The 17,921-nt window shown below is 69.9% G+C and carries 18 protein-coding genes and 1 pseudogene; 2 read left to right on the top strand and 17 right to left on the bottom strand.

The features are described from left to right. Positions 1-63: 63 nt before the first annotated feature. Complete coding sequence (locus AC3A6X_RS04325; protein WP_487840963.1) at positions 64-1,494, top strand: M20 family metallopeptidase; 1,431 nt, start codon at positions 64-66, stop codon at positions 1,492-1,494. 14 nt (positions 1,495-1,508) lie between these two features. Next, complete coding sequence (locus tag AC3A6X_RS04320; RefSeq protein ID WP_487840962.1) at positions 1,509-2,480, top strand: Bug family tripartite tricarboxylate transporter substrate binding protein; 972 nt, start codon at positions 1,509-1,511, stop codon at positions 2,478-2,480. Positions 2,481-3,315: 835 nt separating this feature from the next. On the opposite strand, the pseudogene AC3A6X_RS04315 reads toward AC3A6X_RS04320, so the two are convergent. The 17 genes and pseudogenes from AC3A6X_RS04315 to AC3A6X_RS04235 all read right to left on the bottom strand — a co-directional run. Next, positions 3,316-3,714 (bottom strand): annotated as a pseudogene (locus AC3A6X_RS04315) (molybdopterin cofactor-binding domain-containing protein); the annotation flags it as partial. Further along, on the bottom strand, positions 3,714-4,691 hold the full coding sequence (locus AC3A6X_RS04310) for a Bug family tripartite tricarboxylate transporter substrate binding protein (RefSeq protein WP_487840961.1): 978 nt from the start codon (positions 4,689-4,691) through the stop codon (positions 3,714-3,716). The gene AC3A6X_RS04310 and the pseudogene AC3A6X_RS04315, both read right to left, overlap by 1 nt. Positions 4,692-4,722: 31 nt before the next feature. Continuing rightward, the gene (locus AC3A6X_RS04305) at positions 4,723-5,877 is read right to left on the bottom strand and encodes an acyl-CoA dehydrogenase family protein (RefSeq protein WP_487840960.1); all 1,155 of its coding nucleotides are present in this window, start codon (positions 5,875-5,877) and stop codon (positions 4,723-4,725) included. 10 nt (positions 5,878-5,887) lie between these two features. Further along, a complete protein-coding gene (locus AC3A6X_RS04300; RefSeq protein WP_487840959.1) occupies positions 5,888-7,066 on the bottom strand; it encodes a thiolase in 1,179 nt (392 codons plus the stop codon). Next, complete coding sequence (locus AC3A6X_RS04295) at positions 7,063-7,467, bottom strand: Zn-ribbon domain-containing OB-fold protein (RefSeq protein ID WP_487840958.1); 405 nt, start codon at positions 7,465-7,467, stop codon at positions 7,063-7,065. Before AC3A6X_RS04295 ends, AC3A6X_RS04300 begins: the two co-directional genes overlap by 4 nt. Before the next feature lie 8 nt (positions 7,468-7,475). Continuing rightward, positions 7,476-8,381, bottom strand: coding sequence for an SDR family NAD(P)-dependent oxidoreductase (locus tag AC3A6X_RS04290; protein ID WP_487841100.1), 906 nt, complete (start codon positions 8,379-8,381; stop codon positions 7,476-7,478). Between the two features lie 13 nt (positions 8,382-8,394). Next, positions 8,395-9,195, bottom strand: coding sequence for an enoyl-CoA hydratase/isomerase family protein (locus AC3A6X_RS04285; RefSeq protein WP_487840957.1), 801 nt, complete (start codon positions 9,193-9,195; stop codon positions 8,395-8,397). Beyond that, a complete protein-coding gene (locus AC3A6X_RS04280) occupies positions 9,195-10,949 on the bottom strand; it encodes a long-chain-fatty-acid--CoA ligase (protein ID WP_487840956.1) in 1,755 nt (584 codons plus the stop codon). Before AC3A6X_RS04280 ends, AC3A6X_RS04285 begins: the two co-directional genes overlap by 1 nt. Continuing rightward, positions 10,946-12,079, bottom strand: a complete 1,134-nt coding sequence (locus AC3A6X_RS04275) for an acyl-CoA dehydrogenase family protein (protein WP_487841099.1) — start codon at positions 12,077-12,079, stop codon at positions 10,946-10,948. Before AC3A6X_RS04275 ends, AC3A6X_RS04280 begins: the two co-directional genes overlap by 4 nt. A gap of 17 nt (positions 12,080-12,096) precedes the next feature. Further along, on the bottom strand, positions 12,097-12,924 hold the full coding sequence (locus tag AC3A6X_RS04270) for an SDR family NAD(P)-dependent oxidoreductase (protein WP_487840955.1): 828 nt from the start codon (positions 12,922-12,924) through the stop codon (positions 12,097-12,099). A gap of 23 nt (positions 12,925-12,947) precedes the next feature. Then, positions 12,948-13,376 carry a MaoC family dehydratase gene (locus AC3A6X_RS04265; RefSeq protein ID WP_487840954.1) on the bottom strand — a complete coding sequence of 143 codons (429 nt, stop codon included), beginning with the start codon at positions 13,374-13,376 and terminating at the stop codon, positions 12,948-12,950. Positions 13,377-13,497: 121 nt separating this feature from the next. After that, the gene (locus AC3A6X_RS04260) at positions 13,498-13,941 is read right to left on the bottom strand and encodes a MaoC family dehydratase N-terminal domain-containing protein (RefSeq protein ID WP_487840953.1); all 444 of its coding nucleotides are present in this window, start codon (positions 13,939-13,941) and stop codon (positions 13,498-13,500) included. Continuing rightward, complete coding sequence (locus AC3A6X_RS04255; protein ID WP_487840952.1) at positions 13,938-15,134, bottom strand: lipid-transfer protein; 1,197 nt, start codon at positions 15,132-15,134, stop codon at positions 13,938-13,940. The genes AC3A6X_RS04260 and AC3A6X_RS04255 overlap by 4 nt, the downstream gene beginning before the upstream one ends. Before the next feature lie 99 nt (positions 15,135-15,233). Continuing rightward, on the bottom strand, positions 15,234-15,668 hold the full coding sequence (locus AC3A6X_RS04250) for a PaaI family thioesterase (RefSeq protein WP_487840951.1): 435 nt from the start codon (positions 15,666-15,668) through the stop codon (positions 15,234-15,236). Beyond that, a complete protein-coding gene (locus AC3A6X_RS04245; RefSeq protein ID WP_487840950.1) occupies positions 15,665-16,480 on the bottom strand; it encodes an SDR family oxidoreductase in 816 nt (271 codons plus the stop codon). The genes AC3A6X_RS04250 and AC3A6X_RS04245 overlap by 4 nt, the downstream gene beginning before the upstream one ends. Positions 16,481-16,485: 5 nt before the next feature. Then, positions 16,486-17,451: a tripartite tricarboxylate transporter substrate binding protein gene (locus AC3A6X_RS04240; RefSeq protein WP_487840949.1), complete on the bottom strand. Its 966-nt coding sequence runs from the start codon at positions 17,449-17,451 to the stop codon at positions 16,486-16,488. After that, the gene (locus tag AC3A6X_RS04235; protein WP_487840948.1) at positions 17,448-17,837 is read right to left on the bottom strand and encodes a PaaI family thioesterase; all 390 of its coding nucleotides are present in this window, start codon (positions 17,835-17,837) and stop codon (positions 17,448-17,450) included. The genes AC3A6X_RS04240 and AC3A6X_RS04235 overlap by 4 nt, the downstream gene beginning before the upstream one ends. Between the last annotated feature and the right edge of the window lie 84 nt (positions 17,838-17,921).

Here is a 17,921-nt window from a genome sequence, read left to right as displayed (position 1 = left end):
TTCCCGCAACGACGATCTGGCCTTTTACTTGCAACCCTGTCATCACCCGAACACAAGACCCCCATGCAACGCCACGACTGCCTCTCCGCGGCTGCCTCCTATTTCGACGACGGCCGCTTCCTCGCCGACCTGCAGCGGCGCGTCGCCTTCCGGACCGAGAGCGACACCGGCACCGCACCGCCGGCGCTCGGCGCCTACCTGCGCGAGGAAATGAGCCCGGCGCTCACGCAGCTCGGCTTCGAGTGCGAGGTGATCGACAACCCGGTGCCCGGCGGCGGCCCTTTCCTGATCGCGCGCCGCGTCGAAGGCGCCGGGCTTCCCACGGTGCTGAGCTATGGCCACGGCGACGTGGTGAGCGGCCAGGATGCGCAGTGGCGCGAGGGGCTCGCGCCCTGGACGCTCACGGTCGAGGGCGAGCGCTGGTACGGCCGCGGCACCGCCGACAACAAGGGGCAACACAGCATCAACCTCGGCGCGATGGCAGAGGTGATCCGCGCCCGCGGCGGCCGGCTCGGCTACAACGTGACGCTGCTGCTCGAGATGGGCGAGGAAGCGGCATCGCCCGGCCTGCACGAGGTCTGCGTGCAACAGGCCGGCAAACTGCGCGCCGACCTGCTGATCGCCTGCGACGGGCCGCGCGTGAGTGCGCAGCGGCCCACCCTCTTTCTCGGCTCGCGCGGCGCGGTCAACTTCAGTCTGCGGCTGCGCGCGCGGCCGCGCGGCTATCACTCGGGCAACTGGGGTGGCGTGCTCGCGAACCCGGCCACGGTGCTGAGCCATGCGGTCGCGACGCTGGTGGATGCGAAGGGCCGCATCCTGGTGAGAGCGCTTCGGCCACAGGGCATCCCGCCTTCGGTGCGCGAGGCCCTGGCCGACATCGCGATCGGCGGCGGCGCCGACGACCCCGCGCTGGATGCCGGCTGGGGCGAGCCCGGGCTGAGCCCTGCCGAGCGCCTGATGGCCTGGAACACGATCGAGGTGCTCGCCCTCGGCGCGGGCTCGCCGCAACGCCCGGTCAATGCGATACCGGGCGAGGCGGTGGCGCATTGCCAGTTGCGCTTCGTGGTGGGCACGCCGTGGCGCGATCTCGCGGCGATCGTGCGCGCGCACCTCGATTCGCACGGATTCGAGCAGGTCGAGGTCCAGGTCACGCTCGAAGGCGCGGCGACACGTCTGGACCTGGCCAACCCCTGGGTCGGCTGGGCCCAAAGTTCCATCGAGGCCAGCACCGGCCAGCGCCCCGACCTGCTGCCGAACCTGGCCGGCTCGCTGCCCAACGACGTCTTCGCCGACCTGCTGGGCCTGCCCACGCTGTGGGTGCCGCACTCGTACCCGGCCTGCGCACAGCATGCGCCCAACGAACACCTGCTGGCGCCGCTGGCCCGCGAAGGGCTGCAGATCATGGCCGGTCTCTACTGGGACCTCGGCGACGCAGCGGCGAACACGCCGTGGCATGCCGCTTCCTCCACCGCTCCCACCGCTCCCCGCACCTGAAAGCCACCCTCCGCATGAAGCCCTTTGCCCACGCCCTTGCCGCCGTCGCCCTCCTCTCGGCGGCCTGCCTCGCACAGGCCAACGACGCATGGCCAGCCAAGGCCGTCAAGCTGGTCGTCCCTTTCCCGCCCGGCGGCGGCACCGACATCGTGGCGCGCGGCCTGGGCCAGAAGCTGGCCGAGCGGCTGGCCCAGCCGGTGGTGATCGACAACAAGCCCGGCGCGGCCACCCTCATCGGTGCCGACGCAGTGGCCAAGGCGGCGCCGGACGGCTACACACTGCTGGTCTCGGGCTCGTCCACCTACAGCGTGAATGCGGCGCTGCGCGCCCGCCTGCCCTACGACCCGTTGAAAGACTTGGCGCCTGTGGCAATCATCGCCAAGGCGCCGCTGGTGCTGGTGGTCAACGCCAACTCGCCCTGGCGCAGCGTGGTGGAGCTGGCCGCTGCCGCCAAAGCCAAACCCCAAGGCATCCGCTACGCCACCTTCGGCAGCGGCTCCGGCCCGCACCTGGCCGGCGAGCTGTTCGCGATGGCAGCCGGCGTGAAGCTCCAGGACGTGCCCTACAAGGGGAGTAGCCAGAGCGCGGTCGCCCTGATCGGCGGCGAGATCGAGATGGGCATCGACACCGTGGCCACGGTCGCGCCGCACGTGCGCGCCGGCAAGCTGCGCGCCCTGGCCATCGTGGGCACGACGCGTTCCAGCATGCTGCCGGAGGTGCCGACGATGACCGAGCTCAAGCTGCCGGACGCCACCTTCGATGCCTGGTACGGGCTGGCCGCGCCTGCGGGCACGCCGGCGCCGGTGCTGCAGAAGCTCACGGCTGCGGTCGGTGCTGCAATGGCAGACAAGGCACTGCAGGACCAGTTCCGTGCGCAAGGCATGGAGCCCGTGATGATCGGCGCGGCGCCGTTTCGCAGCCTGATGGAGTCGGAGATCTCGCGCTACCGGGCGCTGGCCCACCGTGCGGGCATCGCTGCTGAGTGACTGGTACCAACTCTTGGTCAAAAAGATCTAGGAGCGCTCATGGGCCTGCGCGCTGCAAAGGCGCCCGCGGGTCCGCTGCGGCGCGCCACTGTGGCGGTCGTCGCTTCGCGCCGACTCCCCTGCGGTGCTCGCGTCGCCGGCCTGCCGCAGAACTCTCTCCGTTCACTTCGTTCACTACGCTCAAACAGCTGCGGCAAGTCAGATCACGAAGCACGCCTGTCCTTCGGCAGGCGTGCGGCCGGCGACACTCCGCTCCTCGGCGCCACAGAGGCGCGCCGCAGCGGACCCGCGAGCACCTTTGCGGGATACGTTGTGCCGGTATCCCCAAACATCCAAACATCCAAACACCCAAGCGCTGGGCGCGGAGGACCGGGGCCCCGGTATTCAGATCAACCCCACCGTCTCCTCCGCGGAAGGTGGTCTGCGGGCCGGGCGATTTCTGGGGCGGCGAGGAGCGCAGTCTGGGGGCGGGCGCGCCTGCCGAAGGACAGGCGCGCTTCGTGATCTGACTCGCCGCGGCTGTTTGAGCGAAGCGCGCCGAAGGAGCGCGTAGCGAGTTCCGCGGCGCCGCCCCCAGACGAGCACCGCAGCGGAGTCGGCGCGAAGCGGCGACCGCCCCAGTATGAGCCCGGACCGCGGACCGCCTTCCGCGGCGCGCAGACCTTGCATCACCGCCGCTAGCGCACCCGCACCGCTTCGTCGGCCCCCGTGCATCAACGCCCTGCGGCAACGGCAACGTTCGATCACGCCGAAGCAGGCAAGCGCTCCAGCAGCTTGTCCAGCGTGATCGGATAGTCGCGCACCCGCACCCCGGTGGCGTTGTAGATCGCATTCGCATGCGCCGCACGCGGATTTCGCCGGTCAGGGCATCCACGCCGACTTCGACGAAGTGCGCGCCGAAGGTCGACTGCTGGTACTTCTTGCCGAGGTCACCAAACTCGATGGCGTCTTCGGCCACGAGCTCGCCGCTGCGCGCCGCTTCCGCGAGCGAGACCGCGCGATTCCCGGCACGCACCATGCCGTCCGAGAAGCTGGCATCGCCCGGCGCAAGACCGAGCTTCTGCGCGACGGCCTCGCGCAGCTTGACGCAGGCCGCATAGACGCCGGCCGTCGAGCTGTTGGCGCCCCACTGGCCGCCCGATCCCGCCGAGACCGGGAAGCTCGAGTCGCCCAGCCGCACCACGACCCGCTCCAGCGGCACCCCCATCATCTCGGCCGCGGTCTGGGCAATGATCAAGGCGCGAGCCGAATGTTCGCGTCCTTGATGATCCGGGCGTAGATCGCCGCATCCGTACGCACCACTTTCTGGAACTCTTCCGGCTTCCCGCCCCCCACCTGCAGGCCCAGTGCCTCGATCTTGGCCGTGACCTCCGGCAGGCGCAGGATGCGGTCGATCTCGTCCGACAGCTTCTGCACCACCGGCGCCGGCGTCGCTGCCGGCAGGAACACGCCGAACCAGCCGTAGGGATCGAAGGACTGGTAGCCCAGCTCGGCGAAGGTGGGCACGTCGGGCAGCCCGGGCATGCGCTGCGTGCCGGTCACCGCCAGCGGTCGCATGGACTTGAGGTGCGGCCGGGCGCTGGCACTGTCGATGAAGGCCGACGCCAGCTGCCCGCCGACCAGGTTGGTGACCAGTGGCGCGGCGCCCTGGAAGGGCACGTGGACCAGGTCGATGCCGGCCTGCATGTTCAAGAGCGCGCCCTGGATGTGCGAGGAGGTCCCGGCGCCGTAGCTGCCGAAGTTGTATTTGCCGGGACTGGCCTTCACCATCGCGATGAAACTCTTCAGGTCCTTCGCGGGGGAGTCGAGCGGCACGGCCAGCATGCTCGGGCTGCGCGCGATCATGGTGACGGGCACCAGGTCCTTCAGCGGATCGTAGGGCAGCTTCTCCATCAGCGACTGCTGCTGGATCAACGCCGTGATGCCGATCAGCACGGTGTGGCCGTCGGCCGGCGCCTTGGCGACGAAGCCGTTGCCGATGGTGCCGCCGGCACCGGGCCGGTTCTCCACCAGCGCGGTCTGGCCCCAGGCTTCCTGCAGCTTCTGCCCGATCGTGCGCGCCAGGGTGTCGGTGGCGCCGCCGGCGGGGTAGGGCACGATCAGCTTCAGTGGCTGGCTCGGGTAGGGGGCTTGCGCCGCGGCCGGTGCGGCCAGCAGCGCCGCCAGGCCGGCGGCCACGCAGAGCCTGCGCATCATCGATGTCTTCTTCATGGGCTTGTCTCCTCTTGATGGTGGGAAAAACTCAACGCATCGCTTCGCGCACGAGGTTGCGGGCGATCACGATCTGCTGGATCTGCGTCGTGCCCTCGTACAGCCGGAACAGGCGCACGTCACGGTAGAAGCGCTCGATGCCGTAGTCGGCGATGTAGCCCGCGCCGCCGAAGATCTGCACCGCGCGGTCCGCCACGCGGCCGCACATCTCGGAGGCGAACAGCTTGCAGCACGATGCTTCCGTCGACACCTCGCGGCCCTCGTCGCGCCGGCGCGCCGCATCGATCACCATGCAGCGGGCGGCGTAGATCTCCGCCTGGCTGTCGGCCAGCATCGCCTGCACCAGCTGGAACTCGGCGACGGGCTGGCCGAACTGCCTGCGCTCCACCGCGTAGTTCAACGCATCGCGCAGCATGCGCTCGGCCACGCCGACGCAGATGGCGGCGATGTGGATGCGGCCCTTCTCCAGCACCTTCATCGCCGTCTTGAAGCCCTGGCCCTCGCGGCCGCCGATCAGCTGTGCAGCGGGCACCTTGCAGTTCTCGAAGATCACATCCGCCGTGTGGGCGCCGCGCTGGCCCATCTTGCGGTCCTTCTTCCCGATGGCGATGCCCTGCGTGTCCGCCTCCACGATGAAGGCCGAGACGCCGCCGGCGCCCTTGTCCTCGGGGTCGGTCCGCGCCATCAGCGTGAAGATGCCGGCATGCGGCGCGTTGGTGATGAAGCGCTTGGTGCCGTTGACGATGTAGTGGTCGCCCTCGCGGATGGCGGTGGTGCGCAGCGAGGCCGCATCGGAGCCGGCCTCGGGCTCGGTCAGCGCGAAGGAGGCGATCAGCTCGCCCGTCGCCAGCCGCGGCAGGTACTTCTTCTTCTGCGCCTCGGTGCCGTCGAAGAGGATGCCCTGCGAGCCGATGCCCACCGTGGTGCCGAAGAGCGAACGGAAGCAGGGCGAGGTCTGGCCCATGGCCAGCATCACCATCACCTCCTCTTCCATCGTCACGCCCAGGCCGCCGTAGGCCTCGGGCACGGTCAGGCCGAAGAGGCCCAGCTCCTTCAGCCCGCGCACGATGTCGTCGGGAATCTCGTCGGTCTCGGCCACCTGCGCTTCGGCCGGCACCAGGCGCTCGCGCACGAAGCGGTTGACGGCGTCGAGCAGGGCGTCGAGGGTTTCGGGGTCGCGGATCATGGTCGGTTCCTCAAAGGGCGTCGGCAGTGCCGAGAATGGCGCTGGCCTGGCTGGACAACATGCCGCCGTTGCCGTGCGCGATGGCGGTGCGCGCGTTCTTCACCTGCCGCTCGCCGCAGTCGCCGCGCAGCTGCCGCACGGCCTCGATGAGCGCGAAGATGCCGTACATGCCGGGATGTACGCACGACAGTCCACCGCCGTTGGTGTTGACCGGCAGGCGCCCGCCGGGCGCGATGGCGCCGTCGGCCACGAAGCGGCCGCCCTCGCCCTTGGGGCAGAAGCCCAGGTCTTCCAGGAACAGCAGCGTGTTGATGGTGAAGGCGTCGTAGAGCTGCACCACGTCGATGTCCTTGGGCGTCAGCCCCGCCATCGCGAAGGCCTCGCGTCCCGACTGGCTGGCCGCCGTGACGCTGAGATCCTTCATCGCCGAGATCTGCCGGTTCCACACCGCCGTCGCGTTGCCCAGCACGTAGACCGGCTTCCTCGGCAGGTCCCGCGCGCGCTCGGCGCTCACCAGCACGTATGCGCCGCCGCCGTCGGTGACCAGGCAGCAGTCGCGCACGGTCAGCGGGTCCGACACCATGCGCGAGGCCAGTACCTGCTCGCGCGTGAGCGCCTCGCGCATGAAGGCTTCCGGATTGAGCCGCGCCCATGCGCGCGCCGCCACCGCCACGTCGGCGAGCTGCTCGCGCGTGGTGCCGAACTCGTGCATGTGGCGCGAGGCAGCCAGTGCGTAGGCCGACACCGGCAGCATCGGCTCGTAGGGATGCTCGTAGGGCTGCGGATCGAGAAAGCGGCGCGCCGCCACGATCTCGCGCCGGCCGAAGGCGGCGCTGCGCTGCGCGCTGCCGTAGCAGACCAGCACCGCGCTGCACTGGCCGGAGCGGATGGCATGCATCGCGGGCAGCAGGTGCGCGATGAAGCTGCTGCCGCCGAGCATGGTGCCGTCGATGTAGCGCGGGTTGAGGCCCAGGTACTCGACCACCGGCAGGGCCCACATCGCGGCGGCGGCGCTGGCGGTGCACAGGCCGTCGATGTCCTGCATCGTCAGCCCTGCGTCGGCCACGGCGGCGTGCGCCGAGCGCGCCAGCAGTTCCATGTCGGTGAAGCCGGGCGTCTCGCCGCAGCCGAAGGTGGCGACGCCGGCGATCGCGGCGCTGCCGCGCAGGGCGCCCAGACTGGTCCTCATGCGGCGCCTCCTTCGATCGCATCGAACAGCACCAGCCCGCGGCCGTCCTTCACCTGCACCCGCGCCTGCACGCGCTGCCCGATGCGCACCGCCTGGGGCGCCAGGTTGTCCACGCGGCTCATGAGCCGCACGCCTTCGTCGAGATCGATCAGGCTGACGTTGAGATCGCCTCCGTCGGCGGGCTTGCGCCGCACGGTCGTCACGGCATGCACGGTGCCGAGGCCGTTGAAGCTTTTCCACTCCAGCGCGGTACTGCCGCAGTGCGGGCAGCCCTCGCGCGGGTAGTACACGTGGCGGCTGCAGGCGCCGCAGCACTGCAGCAGGAGGCGGCCGGCGTCCAGCTCGCGCTGGTGGAAGGCCTGCACGCCGGTGGCGCCTTCCTCGATGGTATGCGTCGTCATGGGCGTCCTCAGATCGGGTCCCAGCTGAACACGTCGCCGGAACGTTCGAGCTCGTGAAAGCTCGCCTTCAAGGCGGGCAGCGCATGGCTGGCCACGGTCTGCGGGCTCCAGCCCTCGCTGCGGTGTACCGAGCGCACCGGCCGCGGCTGGCTCATGAGGAAGATCTCGTTGTTGCGCACCGCGAAGATCTGGCCGTTGACGTCCTTCGCGGCATCGCTGGCCAGGCACACGGCCAGCGGCGCGATCTTGGCGGGCGTCATCTGCTTCAGGCGGTCGACGCGCGCCTGCTCCTCGGGCGTCTCGGTCGGGATGGAGCCGATCATCCGGCTCCAGGCAAAGGGCGAGATGCAGTTGGAGCGCACGTTGAACTTCTGCATGTCGAGCGCGATGGACTTGGACAGCGCGGCAATGCCGAGCTTCGCCGCGCTGTAGTTGGCCTGGCCGAAGTTGCCGATCAGGCCGGAGGTGGAGGTCATGTGTACGAAGCAGCCGCCTTCCTGCTCCTTGAAATGCGGGGCGGCGGCTCGGCTCACGTAGAACGTGCCGTACAGGTGCACCTTGATGACGGCGTCCCACTCGTCGGCGCTCATCTTGTGGAAGAAGCGGTCGCGCAGGATGCCGGCGTTGTTGACGACGACGTCGAGGCGGCCGAAGGCCTCCAGCGCTGTGCCGACGATGCGCGCCGCGGAAGCCTGCTCCGACACGCTGTCGGTGCTGGCCACGGCCTGCCCGCCGAAGGCCTCGATCTCGCGCACCACGGCCTGCGCCGGGCCTTCGTCCTTGCCTTCGCCGCCGACCGAGGCGCCGATGTCGTTGACCACCACCTTCGCGCCTTCGCGCGCCATGGCCAGCGCCATGTCGCGGCCGATGCCGCCGCCGGCACCGGTGACGACAACCACCTTGTTCTCCACCATCCTGTTCATGCTTTCACTCCTTGTCCGTGTGCGCCGGCCACTGGAAGGCCGGCGGCTCCTTGTCGAAGAACCGCTGCAGCGCCTTGCGGTGCAGCGTGGTCTGGAAGCACAGCGCCTGGCCGTCGGCCTCGGCCGCGAAGGCGGCTTCCATGGCGCCCGCGTCGAGCGCGATGCGCTTGACCAGGCCCACGGCCAGCGGCGAGGCGCCGGCAAAGCTGTCCGCCAGGGCCAGCGCGCGCGGCAGCAGCGCGGCCTGCTCGTGCTGCTCCATGGCGATGCCGAGCGCCAGCGCCTCCCGTGCGTCCACTTCCCTGGCCGAGAGGAACAGCTCGCGGGCGCGCTGCGCGCCGACGATGCGTGGCAGCGTGTAGGTGGCGCCGCAGTCCGGGATGACCCCGACGCGCATGAAGACCATGCAGAAGCGGGCACGCGGCGTCACCAGCACGAAGTCCGCCGCCAGCGCCAGGCTGAAGCCGGCACCGTAGGCCGCACCGTCCACCGCGGCGATCACGGGGCGATCCAGGGACAGCAGCTCGCGGAAGATCGCGTTCGCGCCGTGCATGCGGGCGCGCAAGCCGTCGCTTTCGAGTGCGCCGGCGGCGGCGATGCCGCGCAGGTCGCCGCCCGCGCAGAAGGCGCCGTTGGCGCCGGCGATCACCACCGCGCGCACGCCGCTGTCCGACTTGACCCGTGCGATGGCGGCCGCCAGGCCCTCCTTCAGGGCGGGGGTGAGCGAGTTGCGGGTGGCGGGGTCGTCGAGGGTGACGACGGCCGTGGTGCCGCGGCGTTCGTAGCGAACCGGGGTCTCAATCATTAGGATTCCTTCCGTGCAGCAGCGCGATGCTGCTCCTGCAGCTCGCGCCAGAGGATCTTGCCGGTGCCCGACTTGGGCAGGGCGTCCATGAATTCCACGAAGCGGGGCGCCTTGTAGACCGCCATGCGGCCGCGCGCCCAATCGACGATGTCCTGGGCCTGCACCTCGCCGCGCAAGCCCGGCTTGAGCGAGACGATCGCCTTCACCGCCTCGCCCTGTCGTGCGTCGGGCACGCCGATGATGCAGGCCTCGTGGATGGCCGGGTGCTCGTACAGCATGTTCTCCACCTCGGCCGGCCAGACCTTGTAGCCCGAGGTGTTGAGCATTCGCTTGAGGCGGTCGCGCATGAAGAAGTAGCCTTCCTCGTCCATGTAGGCGAGGTCGCCGGTGCGGAAGAAGCGCTTGCCCTCCAGCTCGAAGAAGGCCTCGCGGTCGGCCTGCGGGTTGCGCCAGTAGCCGACGGTGTTTTGCGGCGCATGGGTGACCAGCTCGCCCACCTCGCCCTGCGCAAGCTCCTGCAGCGTCTCCGGGTCCACGATGCGGGTGTCCACCCCTTGCGCCGGGATGCCCAGGCACTGGCGCTTGCCGCGCGCAAGCGGATTGGCCTGCAGGAATGAGGCGGTCTCCGTCAGGCCGTAGCCTTCGTTGTAGGTGATGCCCCAGCGCTGCTGCATCATCGTTGCCACCGCTTCCGGCATCGCCGCGGCGCCGCCGGAGAGCAGGGTCAGGCTGGAGATGTCGCGCTGCGCCACCTCGGGCTCCGCGAAGAAGTCCAGGATCATCGCCGGCGGGGCCGTCCACGCGGTCACGCGGTGGCGCTCGATGAGGCGCGCTGCCACGGCCGGATTCCAGCGCGGCAGCATCACCGAGGTGCCGCCCAGGAAGATCGGCATGTTCATGCCGTTCTGCAAGCCGAGCATGTGGAACAGCGGTGCGACCGCGAGCACCACCGTCTCGCAATGCAGGCCCTTCCAGATGTGCGAGGCCGCCAGCGAGGCGATCACCGTCTGGTGCGTGTGCATGCAGCCCTTGGGGTGGCCGGTGGTGCCGGAGGTGTAGGGAAGGATGGCGAGGTCCGCCGGGCGAACCTCCGCATCGATGCCATCGCCGGCTGCCGGCACGTTGTCCCAGCCGGTGCAGTCCGCGCGCGAGATCGGACGCAGCGGTGCAAGCACCCAGTCCGGGATCTCGTCGCCGGCGCTGTCGCCCACGGCCTCGCTGTACGCGTGGACGACGATCCGGTCGAACAGGCCCGCCTCGAAGTGCTCCAGCAGCTCCTGCGCCACGAAGGCGATGCGCGCGCCGCTGTTCTCGGCGTAGTAGCGCACCTCCTGGGCCTTGCTCATGGGATTGACCGGCACCACCACGCCGCCCGCGCGCAGGATGGCGTAGCAGGCGATCACGAACTGCGGGCAGTTCTGGCTCGCCACCAGCACGCGGTCGCCGCGCCGCAGCGCGAGCGCGTCGCGCAGCCAGGCCGACATCGCGGCCACGTGGCGCTGGAGCTCGGCATAGCGGACGACGCTGCCGCAGTAGACGATCGCCGCCTTGTCCGGATAGCGCCGCGCCGCGAGCTCGAGGACCTCCGGCAGCGTCGTCTGCGGCACGACCAGCTCGCGCGCGACGCCCTTGGGCCAGAAGCGGAAATGCGGACGTTCGGGAACAGTGCCCCCACGCTCCCCCACTGCGTGTGGGTCGCTGCCCCCCAGGGGGGCCTTCGCGCCTTCGGGCGGCCGTGCGGCGCTCACCATCATTGCTTCTCCATGGCCCGGGCGATGAGTTCCTTCATCACCTCGTTGGCGCCGCCGTAGATGCGGCCCACGCGCATGTCGGCGTAGAGCCGCGCGATCGGGTACTCGTTCATGAAGCCGTAGCCGCCGTGCAGCTGCAGGCATTCGTCGACGATGCGGCAGCAGGCGTCGGTGGTCCACCACTTGGCCATCGCGGCGGTCGGCACGTCGAGCTCGCCGCGCATCAGGCGCGCGATGCAGTCGTCCACGAAGGCGCGCGCCACCTGCGCCTGCGTCTCGCACTCGGCCAGCTTGAAGCGGGTGTTCTGCATCTTCAGCAGGGGCTGGCCGAACACCTGGCGGTCGCGCACGTACTCGAGCGTGTCGTCGATCGCGCGCTGCATGCTCGCCACCGTGCCGACGGCGATGAGCATGCGCTCGCGCGGCAGCTGGTTCATGAGCTGCGCGAAGCCGCCGCCTTCCTCGCCGCCCAGCAGGTTCTCGGCGGGTACGCGCACGTCGTCGAAGAAGAGCTCGGTGGTGTCCAGCGTCTTCTGGCCCATCTTGTCCAGCAGCGGCCCCCGGCGAAAGCCCGCCGTGCCTTCGGTCTCCACCATCAGCAGCGAAATGCCCTTGGCGCCGCCTTGCACATCCGTCTTCGCGGCGACGCAGACCAGGCCGGCGTGCATCCCGTTGGTGATGAAGGTCTTGCTGCCGCTGATGCGCCACTGGCCGCCATCGCGCCGCGCCTGCGTCTTGATGCGCTGCAGGTCGGTGCCGGCGCCGGGCTCGGTCATCGCGATGGCCGCCACCAGCTCGCCGGTGGCCATGCGCGGCAGCCAGCGGCGCTTCTGTTCTTCGGTGCCGTAGGCCAGCAGGTAGTGGGCGACGATGCCGCTGTGTACGTTGTTGCTGAAGCCCTGCGCCATGGCGCGCATCTGCTCCTCGCAGATCACCGCCTCGTGCAGGAAGCTGCCGCCGCCGCCGCCGTATGCCTCGGGGATGCTTGCGCACAGCAGGCCGGCCCGGCCGGCCTTCGTCCAGATGTCGCGGTCGGCGTGCTGCTGCGCGCGCCAGCGCATCTCGTGGGGCGCGCATTCGCGCTCGAAGAAGCGGCGCGCGCTGTCGCGCAGCATCTGCAGCTCCTCGGTCATCCACGGCCGGCTGGCGTTCACGGCCGGCCGCCTCCGCAGACCAGCACCTGTCCGCTGACGTAGTTCGACTCCGGGATGCAGAACATGTACACGGCCCCGGCCGCTTCTTCCGGCGTGCCGCCGCGGCCCAGCGGAATCAGCGCCTCGGCGTTCTTCAGGATCTGCGGGTTGACGCCCACCTTGATCTGCCGGCCTTCGATGTCGATGCTGGCGCCGGCGCTGGCGTCCGCTTCGGTCAGCCGGGTCTTGATCAGCCCGAAGGCGACGCTGTTGACGTTGACCTTGTAGCGGCCCCATTCCTTGGCCATCGCCTTCGTCAGGCCGTTGATGCCGGCCTTGGCCGCCGCGTAGTTGGCCTGGCCCGCGTTGCCGTAGACCCCGGAGGTGGACGAGATGTTGACCACCTTGCGGAACACCTCGCGGCCTTCGTCGGCCTCGCGCTTGGCGGCATCGCGGATGAAGTTGGACGCCGCGCGCAGGATGCGGAAGGGCGCGGTGAGGTGCACGGCGAGCATGGCCTCCCACTGCTCGTCGCTCATCTTCTGCACCACGCTGTCCCAGGTGTAGCCGGCGTTGTTGACGATGATGTCCAGGCCGCCGTAAGCGTCGACAGCCGCTTGCACGAAGCGGTCGGCAAAGCCGCCGTCCGTCACGCTGCCGGCGCAGGCGATGGCGCTGCCGCCCGCGGCCACGATCTCGGCAACGGTTTGCGCGGCCGGCTCGGCGTCGAGGTCGTTGATGACGACGCGGGCCCCTTCGCTCGCCAGCTTGAGCGCGATCTCGCGTCCGATGCCGCGGCCGGAGCCGGAGACGATGGCGACCTTGTTCTCGAGTTTGCGGTTCATGGGTGTCTCTCCTTGGTCCTGTGTCAGTGCCAGGCGACGAGTGCCTCGCCGCTCAGCTTGGTGATGCCGTCCTGGTTGGCCGTGGCAATGTGCAGCCGCACACAGCGCCGGCCCTCGTGCTCGAACTTCTCGTGGACCTTGCCGGTGCAGGTGATGCGCTCGCCCACGTGGGTGATGGCGGCGAACCGGATGTCCAGCGAACGGATCGCCGACTGCGGGACCCAGTTCGTCAGCAGCCGGCCCAGCCAGGCAGCCGACAACATGCCGTGCGCGAACACGTCGGGCATGCCGGCGGATTGGGCGAAGTCCGTGTCTACGTGGATGGGGTTGTGGTCGCCCGAGGCGCCGCAGTACAGCGCCAGTGCGAGGCGGGTGATGGGCGGCAGTTCCAGCGGGGGGAGGGTGTCGCCTGGCTTCAGAACGTCCCAGGCGGGGAGGGTGGTTGTCGTCATTGCTGAAGGCCTTTGAGTTGAGGGCGGGGGCGGGCCGAGGGCGGCGGGTGGCCGACGGGGGACACGAACGGAGCAGCGCGCCCCGCCGGCCTGATCCCGCCCCAGGCGGCGGTGAGCATTTCTATGCATTGCGCACCACCGTCACGCAGCGCAGCTCCGCCACCAGCTCATCACGCTGGTTGCTCACACGGGTCTCACGCACCACGAACTCGAGCGCGCCGCCCTTCTTGTCGTAGATGTCCGCGATGCGCTGCCGGTAGCGCAGCGTGTCGCCCGCATAGGCCATCGCGTGGTACGTGAAGCCCTGCTCGCCATGCAGCAGGCTGCGGTAATCCATGCCCAGCAGCTCGCGAATCGCCGCCGGGTTGGGCGCTTCCATCTCCAGGCAGAAGAGAAAGGTGGGCGGCACCGGCAGGCCCGGATGCCCCGCGTCGCTCGCCGCGGCTTCGTCGATGTAGACCGGATCGGTCTGCCCGGTGGCCTTGGCGAAGAAGCGCAGGCGGCCCGCTTCCACCGGCACCTGGAAAGGCGGCAGCGTGTGGCCGATGTGGCGGCGATCGATCATCGCTGGCTCTGGTAGAGCGTGACCACGCAGGCGCCGCCGAGGCCCAGGTTGTGCTGCAAGGCGAGCCGTGCTCCCTCTACCTGGCGCTGCTCCGCCTGCCCGCGCAACTGCCACACCAGCTCCGCGCATTGGGCCAGGCCTGTGGCGCCGAGCGGATGGCCCTTGGAGAGCAAGCCGCCGGAGGGGTTGGTCACCACCCGGCCGCCATAGGTGTTCTCGCCCTCGACGATGAAGCGCTCCGCCGTGCCCTCGGGCGTGAGTCCCAGCGCCTCGTAGGTGATCAGCTCGTTGGCGGTGAAGCAGTCGTGCAGCTCCACCACGTCCAGCTCCTCGGGGCCGATGCCGGCGGCTTCGTACACCTGCTTCGCCGCGGCGGCGGTCATGTCGTAGCCCACCAGCTTGCGCATGTCCCCGCTCTCGAAAGTGGAGGGCGTGTCGGTCGTCATCGCCTGCGCCGCGATCACGACGCGCATGTCCAGGCCATGCTTCTTCGCGAACTCGGCCGAGCACACGATCGCCGCGGCCGCGCCGCAGGTGGGCGGGCAGCACTGGAAGCGCGTGAGCGGATCGAACACCAGCGGCGCAGCCATCACCTCGTCCAGCGTCAGCGTCTGCCGGAATACTGCCAGCGGATTGCGGGCGGCGTGCTGGCGCGCCTTCACCGAGATCCGCCCGAAGGTGTCGCGGCGGATGCCGTGCTGTGCCATGTAGTCGCGGCCGGCGCCGCCGAAGAACTGCGCGGCGCGCGGCGCATCGGGGACGAAGCCCTGCTTGTGCGTCATCACCTCGGCGAAGCGCCCCATCGGCGAAGGCCGGTCGTCGTACGCGCCCTTGAGCGCGCCGGGCTGCATCTGCTCGAAGCCCAGCGCGATGGCGCATTCGACCACGCCGCTCTCGACCGCCTGGCGCGCGAGGAACAGCGCGCTCGAGCCGGTGGAGCAGTTGTTGTTGAGGTTGAAGACCGGGATGCCGGTGAGGCCGACGCCGTAGATCGCCGCCTGCCCGGCCGTGGAGTCGCCGTAGACATAGCCCACGTAAGCCTGCTGCACGAGCGCGTAGTCCACGCCGGCATCGTCGAGCGCGAGCTTCGCCGCGCGCGCGCCCATCACGGTGTACGGGTCGCTCGCGCCGGGCTTGGTGAAGGGGATCATGCCCACGCCGACCACATGGACGGGGCGCTGCTGACGTGTCATGGAAGCTCCTGGATGAGATGTGTGACGATGAAGAGAAGTCTCGGCTGCCGCGCGGGATTCAACAATCGCGGATCGGTCCAAAACGATTGGCCGAAACGCTCACGTGGGTTCGCGGTAGCGGAAGGTGCCCATGGCGCGCGCCGCCACCTCGCCGCCGGCGTCGATCACGGTGGCCTCGCAGAAGCACACCGAACGCCCGCCGCCGGTGGCGCGCCCTTGCGCCTGCAGCCGCCCGCTGGTGGGCCGCATGAAGGCGATGTGCATGTCGACGGTGACGACTTCTCGCGCGTAGTCCACGCGCGAAAGCGCGGCATGCGCCATCGCGCTGTCGAGCAGGGTCATCAACACGCCGCCGTGGCCGCTGTCGTGGTTGTTCAGCAGTTCGGGGCGCAGTTCCACCGACACCAGCGATTCACCGCCTTCGGTGCGTTCGACCCGCAGGCCCAGATGCTCCGAGAAGGGCACGTAGCGCTGCGGGCCGCTGCGCGGCTTGTCGCCTTCCTCGCGCTGCGTGCTGGCCAGGTGAAGGCTCATGCCGTCTCCCGCTTCGACGCGGCCGCCGCGGCCGTGAAGTCTCGCGGCCCGGTCAAGGCCAGCCCGCCATCCACGGGAATCACCGCACCCGTGATGTACGAGCCCCAGTCGCTGGCCAGCAGCATCGCCATGCGGCTGATGTCCTCGATCCGGCCCAGGCGCTTGAGCGGCACGCGTTGCGCCATCGCCTTCATCGTCTCGTCGGTGGGCGCGAGGCGCTTCAGCCCCTCGGTGTCGGCGATGGGGCCGGGCACGATGGAGTTGATGCGGATGCCCTGCGGCCCCCACTCCAGCGCCAGCACCTGCGTCAGCATGTCCACGCCTGCCTTGGCCGCGCACACGTGCGCCTGGAAGGGCGTGGGGATGAAGGCCTGCCCGGCCGAGATCTGGATCACGCAGGCGCCGGGCTGGCGCAGGTGCGCATGGGCCAGCCGCGCGACGTTGAAGCTGCCCAGCAGGTCGATGTCGACCACCGTCTTGAAGGCGTTGGGCGACATGTCGAGCGCGCTCGCGAGGAAGTTGCCCGCGGCGCCCGAGACCAGCACGTCGATGGGACCGAAGCGCTGCGCGGCTTGCGCGAAGGCGCGTTCCAGCGCCTCGGGCTGGCGCACGTCGGCCGGGATGCCGAGCGCTTCGGTGCCCAGCGTTTCGAGCTGCTGCGCCGCACTGGCCACCTTGTCGGCCGAGCGGCTGAGCACCGTGACGCGCGCGCCGGCACGGGCGAAGGCCTGCGCGATGCCGAAGTTGATGCCGCTGGAGCCGCCGGCGGCGAACACATGGCGGCTCTGGAAGTCGAAGGCAGAGAAGTCCATGAGCTTCACTCCGGCTTGAAGCCGATCTCGGCCAGCATCTTCCGCTCGCGCTCGAACTGCGCACGGGCGTAGTCGGCATAGCTCTCGCCGGTCATCAGCTTGGGTTGCATGTCGAACAGCTCCAGCTGCTGGAGGTAGGCCGGGTCTGCCGCGGCCTTGCTGAAGGCCGCGTGCAGCCTGGCGGCGATCTTCGGATCGAGGTTCTTCGGCGCGACCAGCCCCACCGGCGACTCGATCACCATGTCATGACCCAGCTCCTTCACGGTCGGCGCGTCGTAGCGCTTCAGGCGCTCCGTGGTGAAGGTGGCGAGCAGGCGCACCTTGCCGCCCTGGACCTGGGGCCCGAAGCCGGGGTCGCCGTAGACATCGAGATGGCGGCCGATCACCGCCTGGAAAGCCTCGCTGCCGCCCTTGTAGGGCACCAGGTTGAAGGAGGTGCCCGCCTGCTTGGCGAGCCGCTCGGCGTAGATGCGGTTGATGCTGATCGCGCCGACGTTGCCCCAGCTGATCGCGCCGGGCCGTTTCCTGGCGTCCGCCAGCAGCTCGGGCAGCGACTTCCAGGGCGCGTCGGTGGCCACCACGATGCCGGTGGTGAGGCCGGCCAGCCCGATCAGGTAGGTGAAGTCCTTGAGCGGGTCCCAGGTCACCTTCTGCACCAGCGGTGCGCGGATCACCGAGTTGTGCATCACCGCGATCGTGTAGCCGTCGGCCTCGTGCAGGGTCGCCAGCGATGCGGTGCCGGTGACGCCGCCCGCGCCCGGCTTGTGCATCAGCACGATGGGCTGACCCAGGTCCTTGGAAGCGGCCTCGGCCAGCGTGCGGAAGATCGGGTCGAAGGAGCCGCCCGGCGGAAATGGCAGCACGAGCTGGATCGGCTTGCTCGGGTAAGGGTCGGCGGCCTGCGCCAGCGGCGCGGCCAGCGCGCAGGCGGCCAGTGCGGCCAGGGCCGCGCGGCGATGCATCTTCATCATGGTGTCGTCTCCTGTGTGTTGGAAGCAGCCTGCGGCAGCGGCAGGTAACGGAAGGATCCCTGGGCCTGCGCGATCAGGCGGCCGGCGACATCGGTGACGGCGGCGCGGCACCAGGCGACGCTGTCGTCGTGGTGCAGCACCTCGCCGTCGGCGCTGAGCCGGCCGCGGCCCGGTTCGAGGAAGCTGGTGTTGAGGTCGAGCGTGACGGCGGTGCGCGCGAAGTCGAACACCGACACGGCCGCGCTGGCCATCACCACGTCGAGCAGCGTGACCAGCACGCCGCCATGCACCGCGCCGATCACGTTGCCGAGCGCCGGCCGCTCGTCGATCACCACGCGCGCGCGGCCCGCTTCGGCGAACTCGCGACGCGCGTCCAGGAGCCGCATGAAGGGCACGCGACCGAAGACGTTGCGGCGGTCTCCGCCGGCGACCGGCAGAATAAGTGGAGTACCTTCGCCTGCGGCTACGGT

It is taken from the genome of Variovorax sp. Soil_C_12 (assembly GCF_057657375.1).
This window is presented reverse-complemented; position numbering and strand designations above follow the sequence as displayed.

Coding starts and splice junctions, on each gene's coding strand:
- AC3A6X_RS04325 (WP_487840963.1), top strand. CDS start 64: ATGCAACGCCACGACTGCCTCTCCGCGGCTGCCTCCTATTTCGACGAC.
- AC3A6X_RS04320 (WP_487840962.1), top strand. CDS start 1,509: ATGAAGCCCTTTGCCCACGCCCTTGCCGCCGTCGCCCTCCTCTCGGCG.
- AC3A6X_RS04310 (WP_487840961.1), bottom strand. CDS start 4,691: ATGAAGAAGACATCGATGATGCGCAGGCTCTGCGTGGCCGCCGGCCTG.
- AC3A6X_RS04305 (WP_487840960.1), bottom strand. CDS start 5,877: ATGATCCGCGACCCCGAAACCCTCGACGCCCTGCTCGACGCCGTCAAC.
- AC3A6X_RS04300 (WP_487840959.1), bottom strand. CDS start 7,066: ATGAGGACCAGTCTGGGCGCCCTGCGCGGCAGCGCCGCGATCGCCGGC.
- AC3A6X_RS04295 (WP_487840958.1), bottom strand. CDS start 7,467: ATGACGACGCATACCATCGAGGAAGGCGCCACCGGCGTGCAGGCCTTC.
- AC3A6X_RS04290 (WP_487841100.1), bottom strand. CDS start 8,381: ATGGTGGAGAACAAGGTGGTTGTCGTCACCGGTGCCGGCGGCGGCATC.
- AC3A6X_RS04285 (WP_487840957.1), bottom strand. CDS start 9,195: ATGATTGAGACCCCGGTTCGCTACGAACGCCGCGGCACCACGGCCGTC.
- AC3A6X_RS04280 (WP_487840956.1), bottom strand. CDS start 10,949: ATGATGGTGAGCGCCGCACGGCCGCCCGAAGGCGCGAAGGCCCCCCTG.
- AC3A6X_RS04275 (WP_487841099.1), bottom strand. CDS start 12,079: ATGACCGAGGAGCTGCAGATGCTGCGCGACAGCGCGCGCCGCTTCTTC.
- AC3A6X_RS04270 (WP_487840955.1), bottom strand. CDS start 12,924: ATGAACCGCAAACTCGAGAACAAGGTCGCCATCGTCTCCGGCTCCGGC.
- AC3A6X_RS04265 (WP_487840954.1), bottom strand. CDS start 13,376: ATGACGACAACCACCCTCCCCGCCTGGGACGTTCTGAAGCCAGGCGAC.
- AC3A6X_RS04260 (WP_487840953.1), bottom strand. CDS start 13,941: ATGATCGATCGCCGCCACATCGGCCACACGCTGCCGCCTTTCCAGGTG.
- AC3A6X_RS04255 (WP_487840952.1), bottom strand. CDS start 15,134: ATGACACGTCAGCAGCGCCCCGTCCATGTGGTCGGCGTGGGCATGATC.
- AC3A6X_RS04250 (WP_487840951.1), bottom strand. CDS start 15,668: ATGAGCCTTCACCTGGCCAGCACGCAGCGCGAGGAAGGCGACAAGCCG.
- AC3A6X_RS04245 (WP_487840950.1), bottom strand. CDS start 16,480: ATGGACTTCTCTGCCTTCGACTTCCAGAGCCGCCATGTGTTCGCCGCC.
- AC3A6X_RS04240 (WP_487840949.1), bottom strand. CDS start 17,451: ATGATGAAGATGCATCGCCGCGCGGCCCTGGCCGCACTGGCCGCCTGC.
- AC3A6X_RS04235 (WP_487840948.1), bottom strand. CDS start 17,837: ATGCGGCTCCTGGACGCGCGTCGCGAGTTCGCCGAAGCGGGCCGCGCG.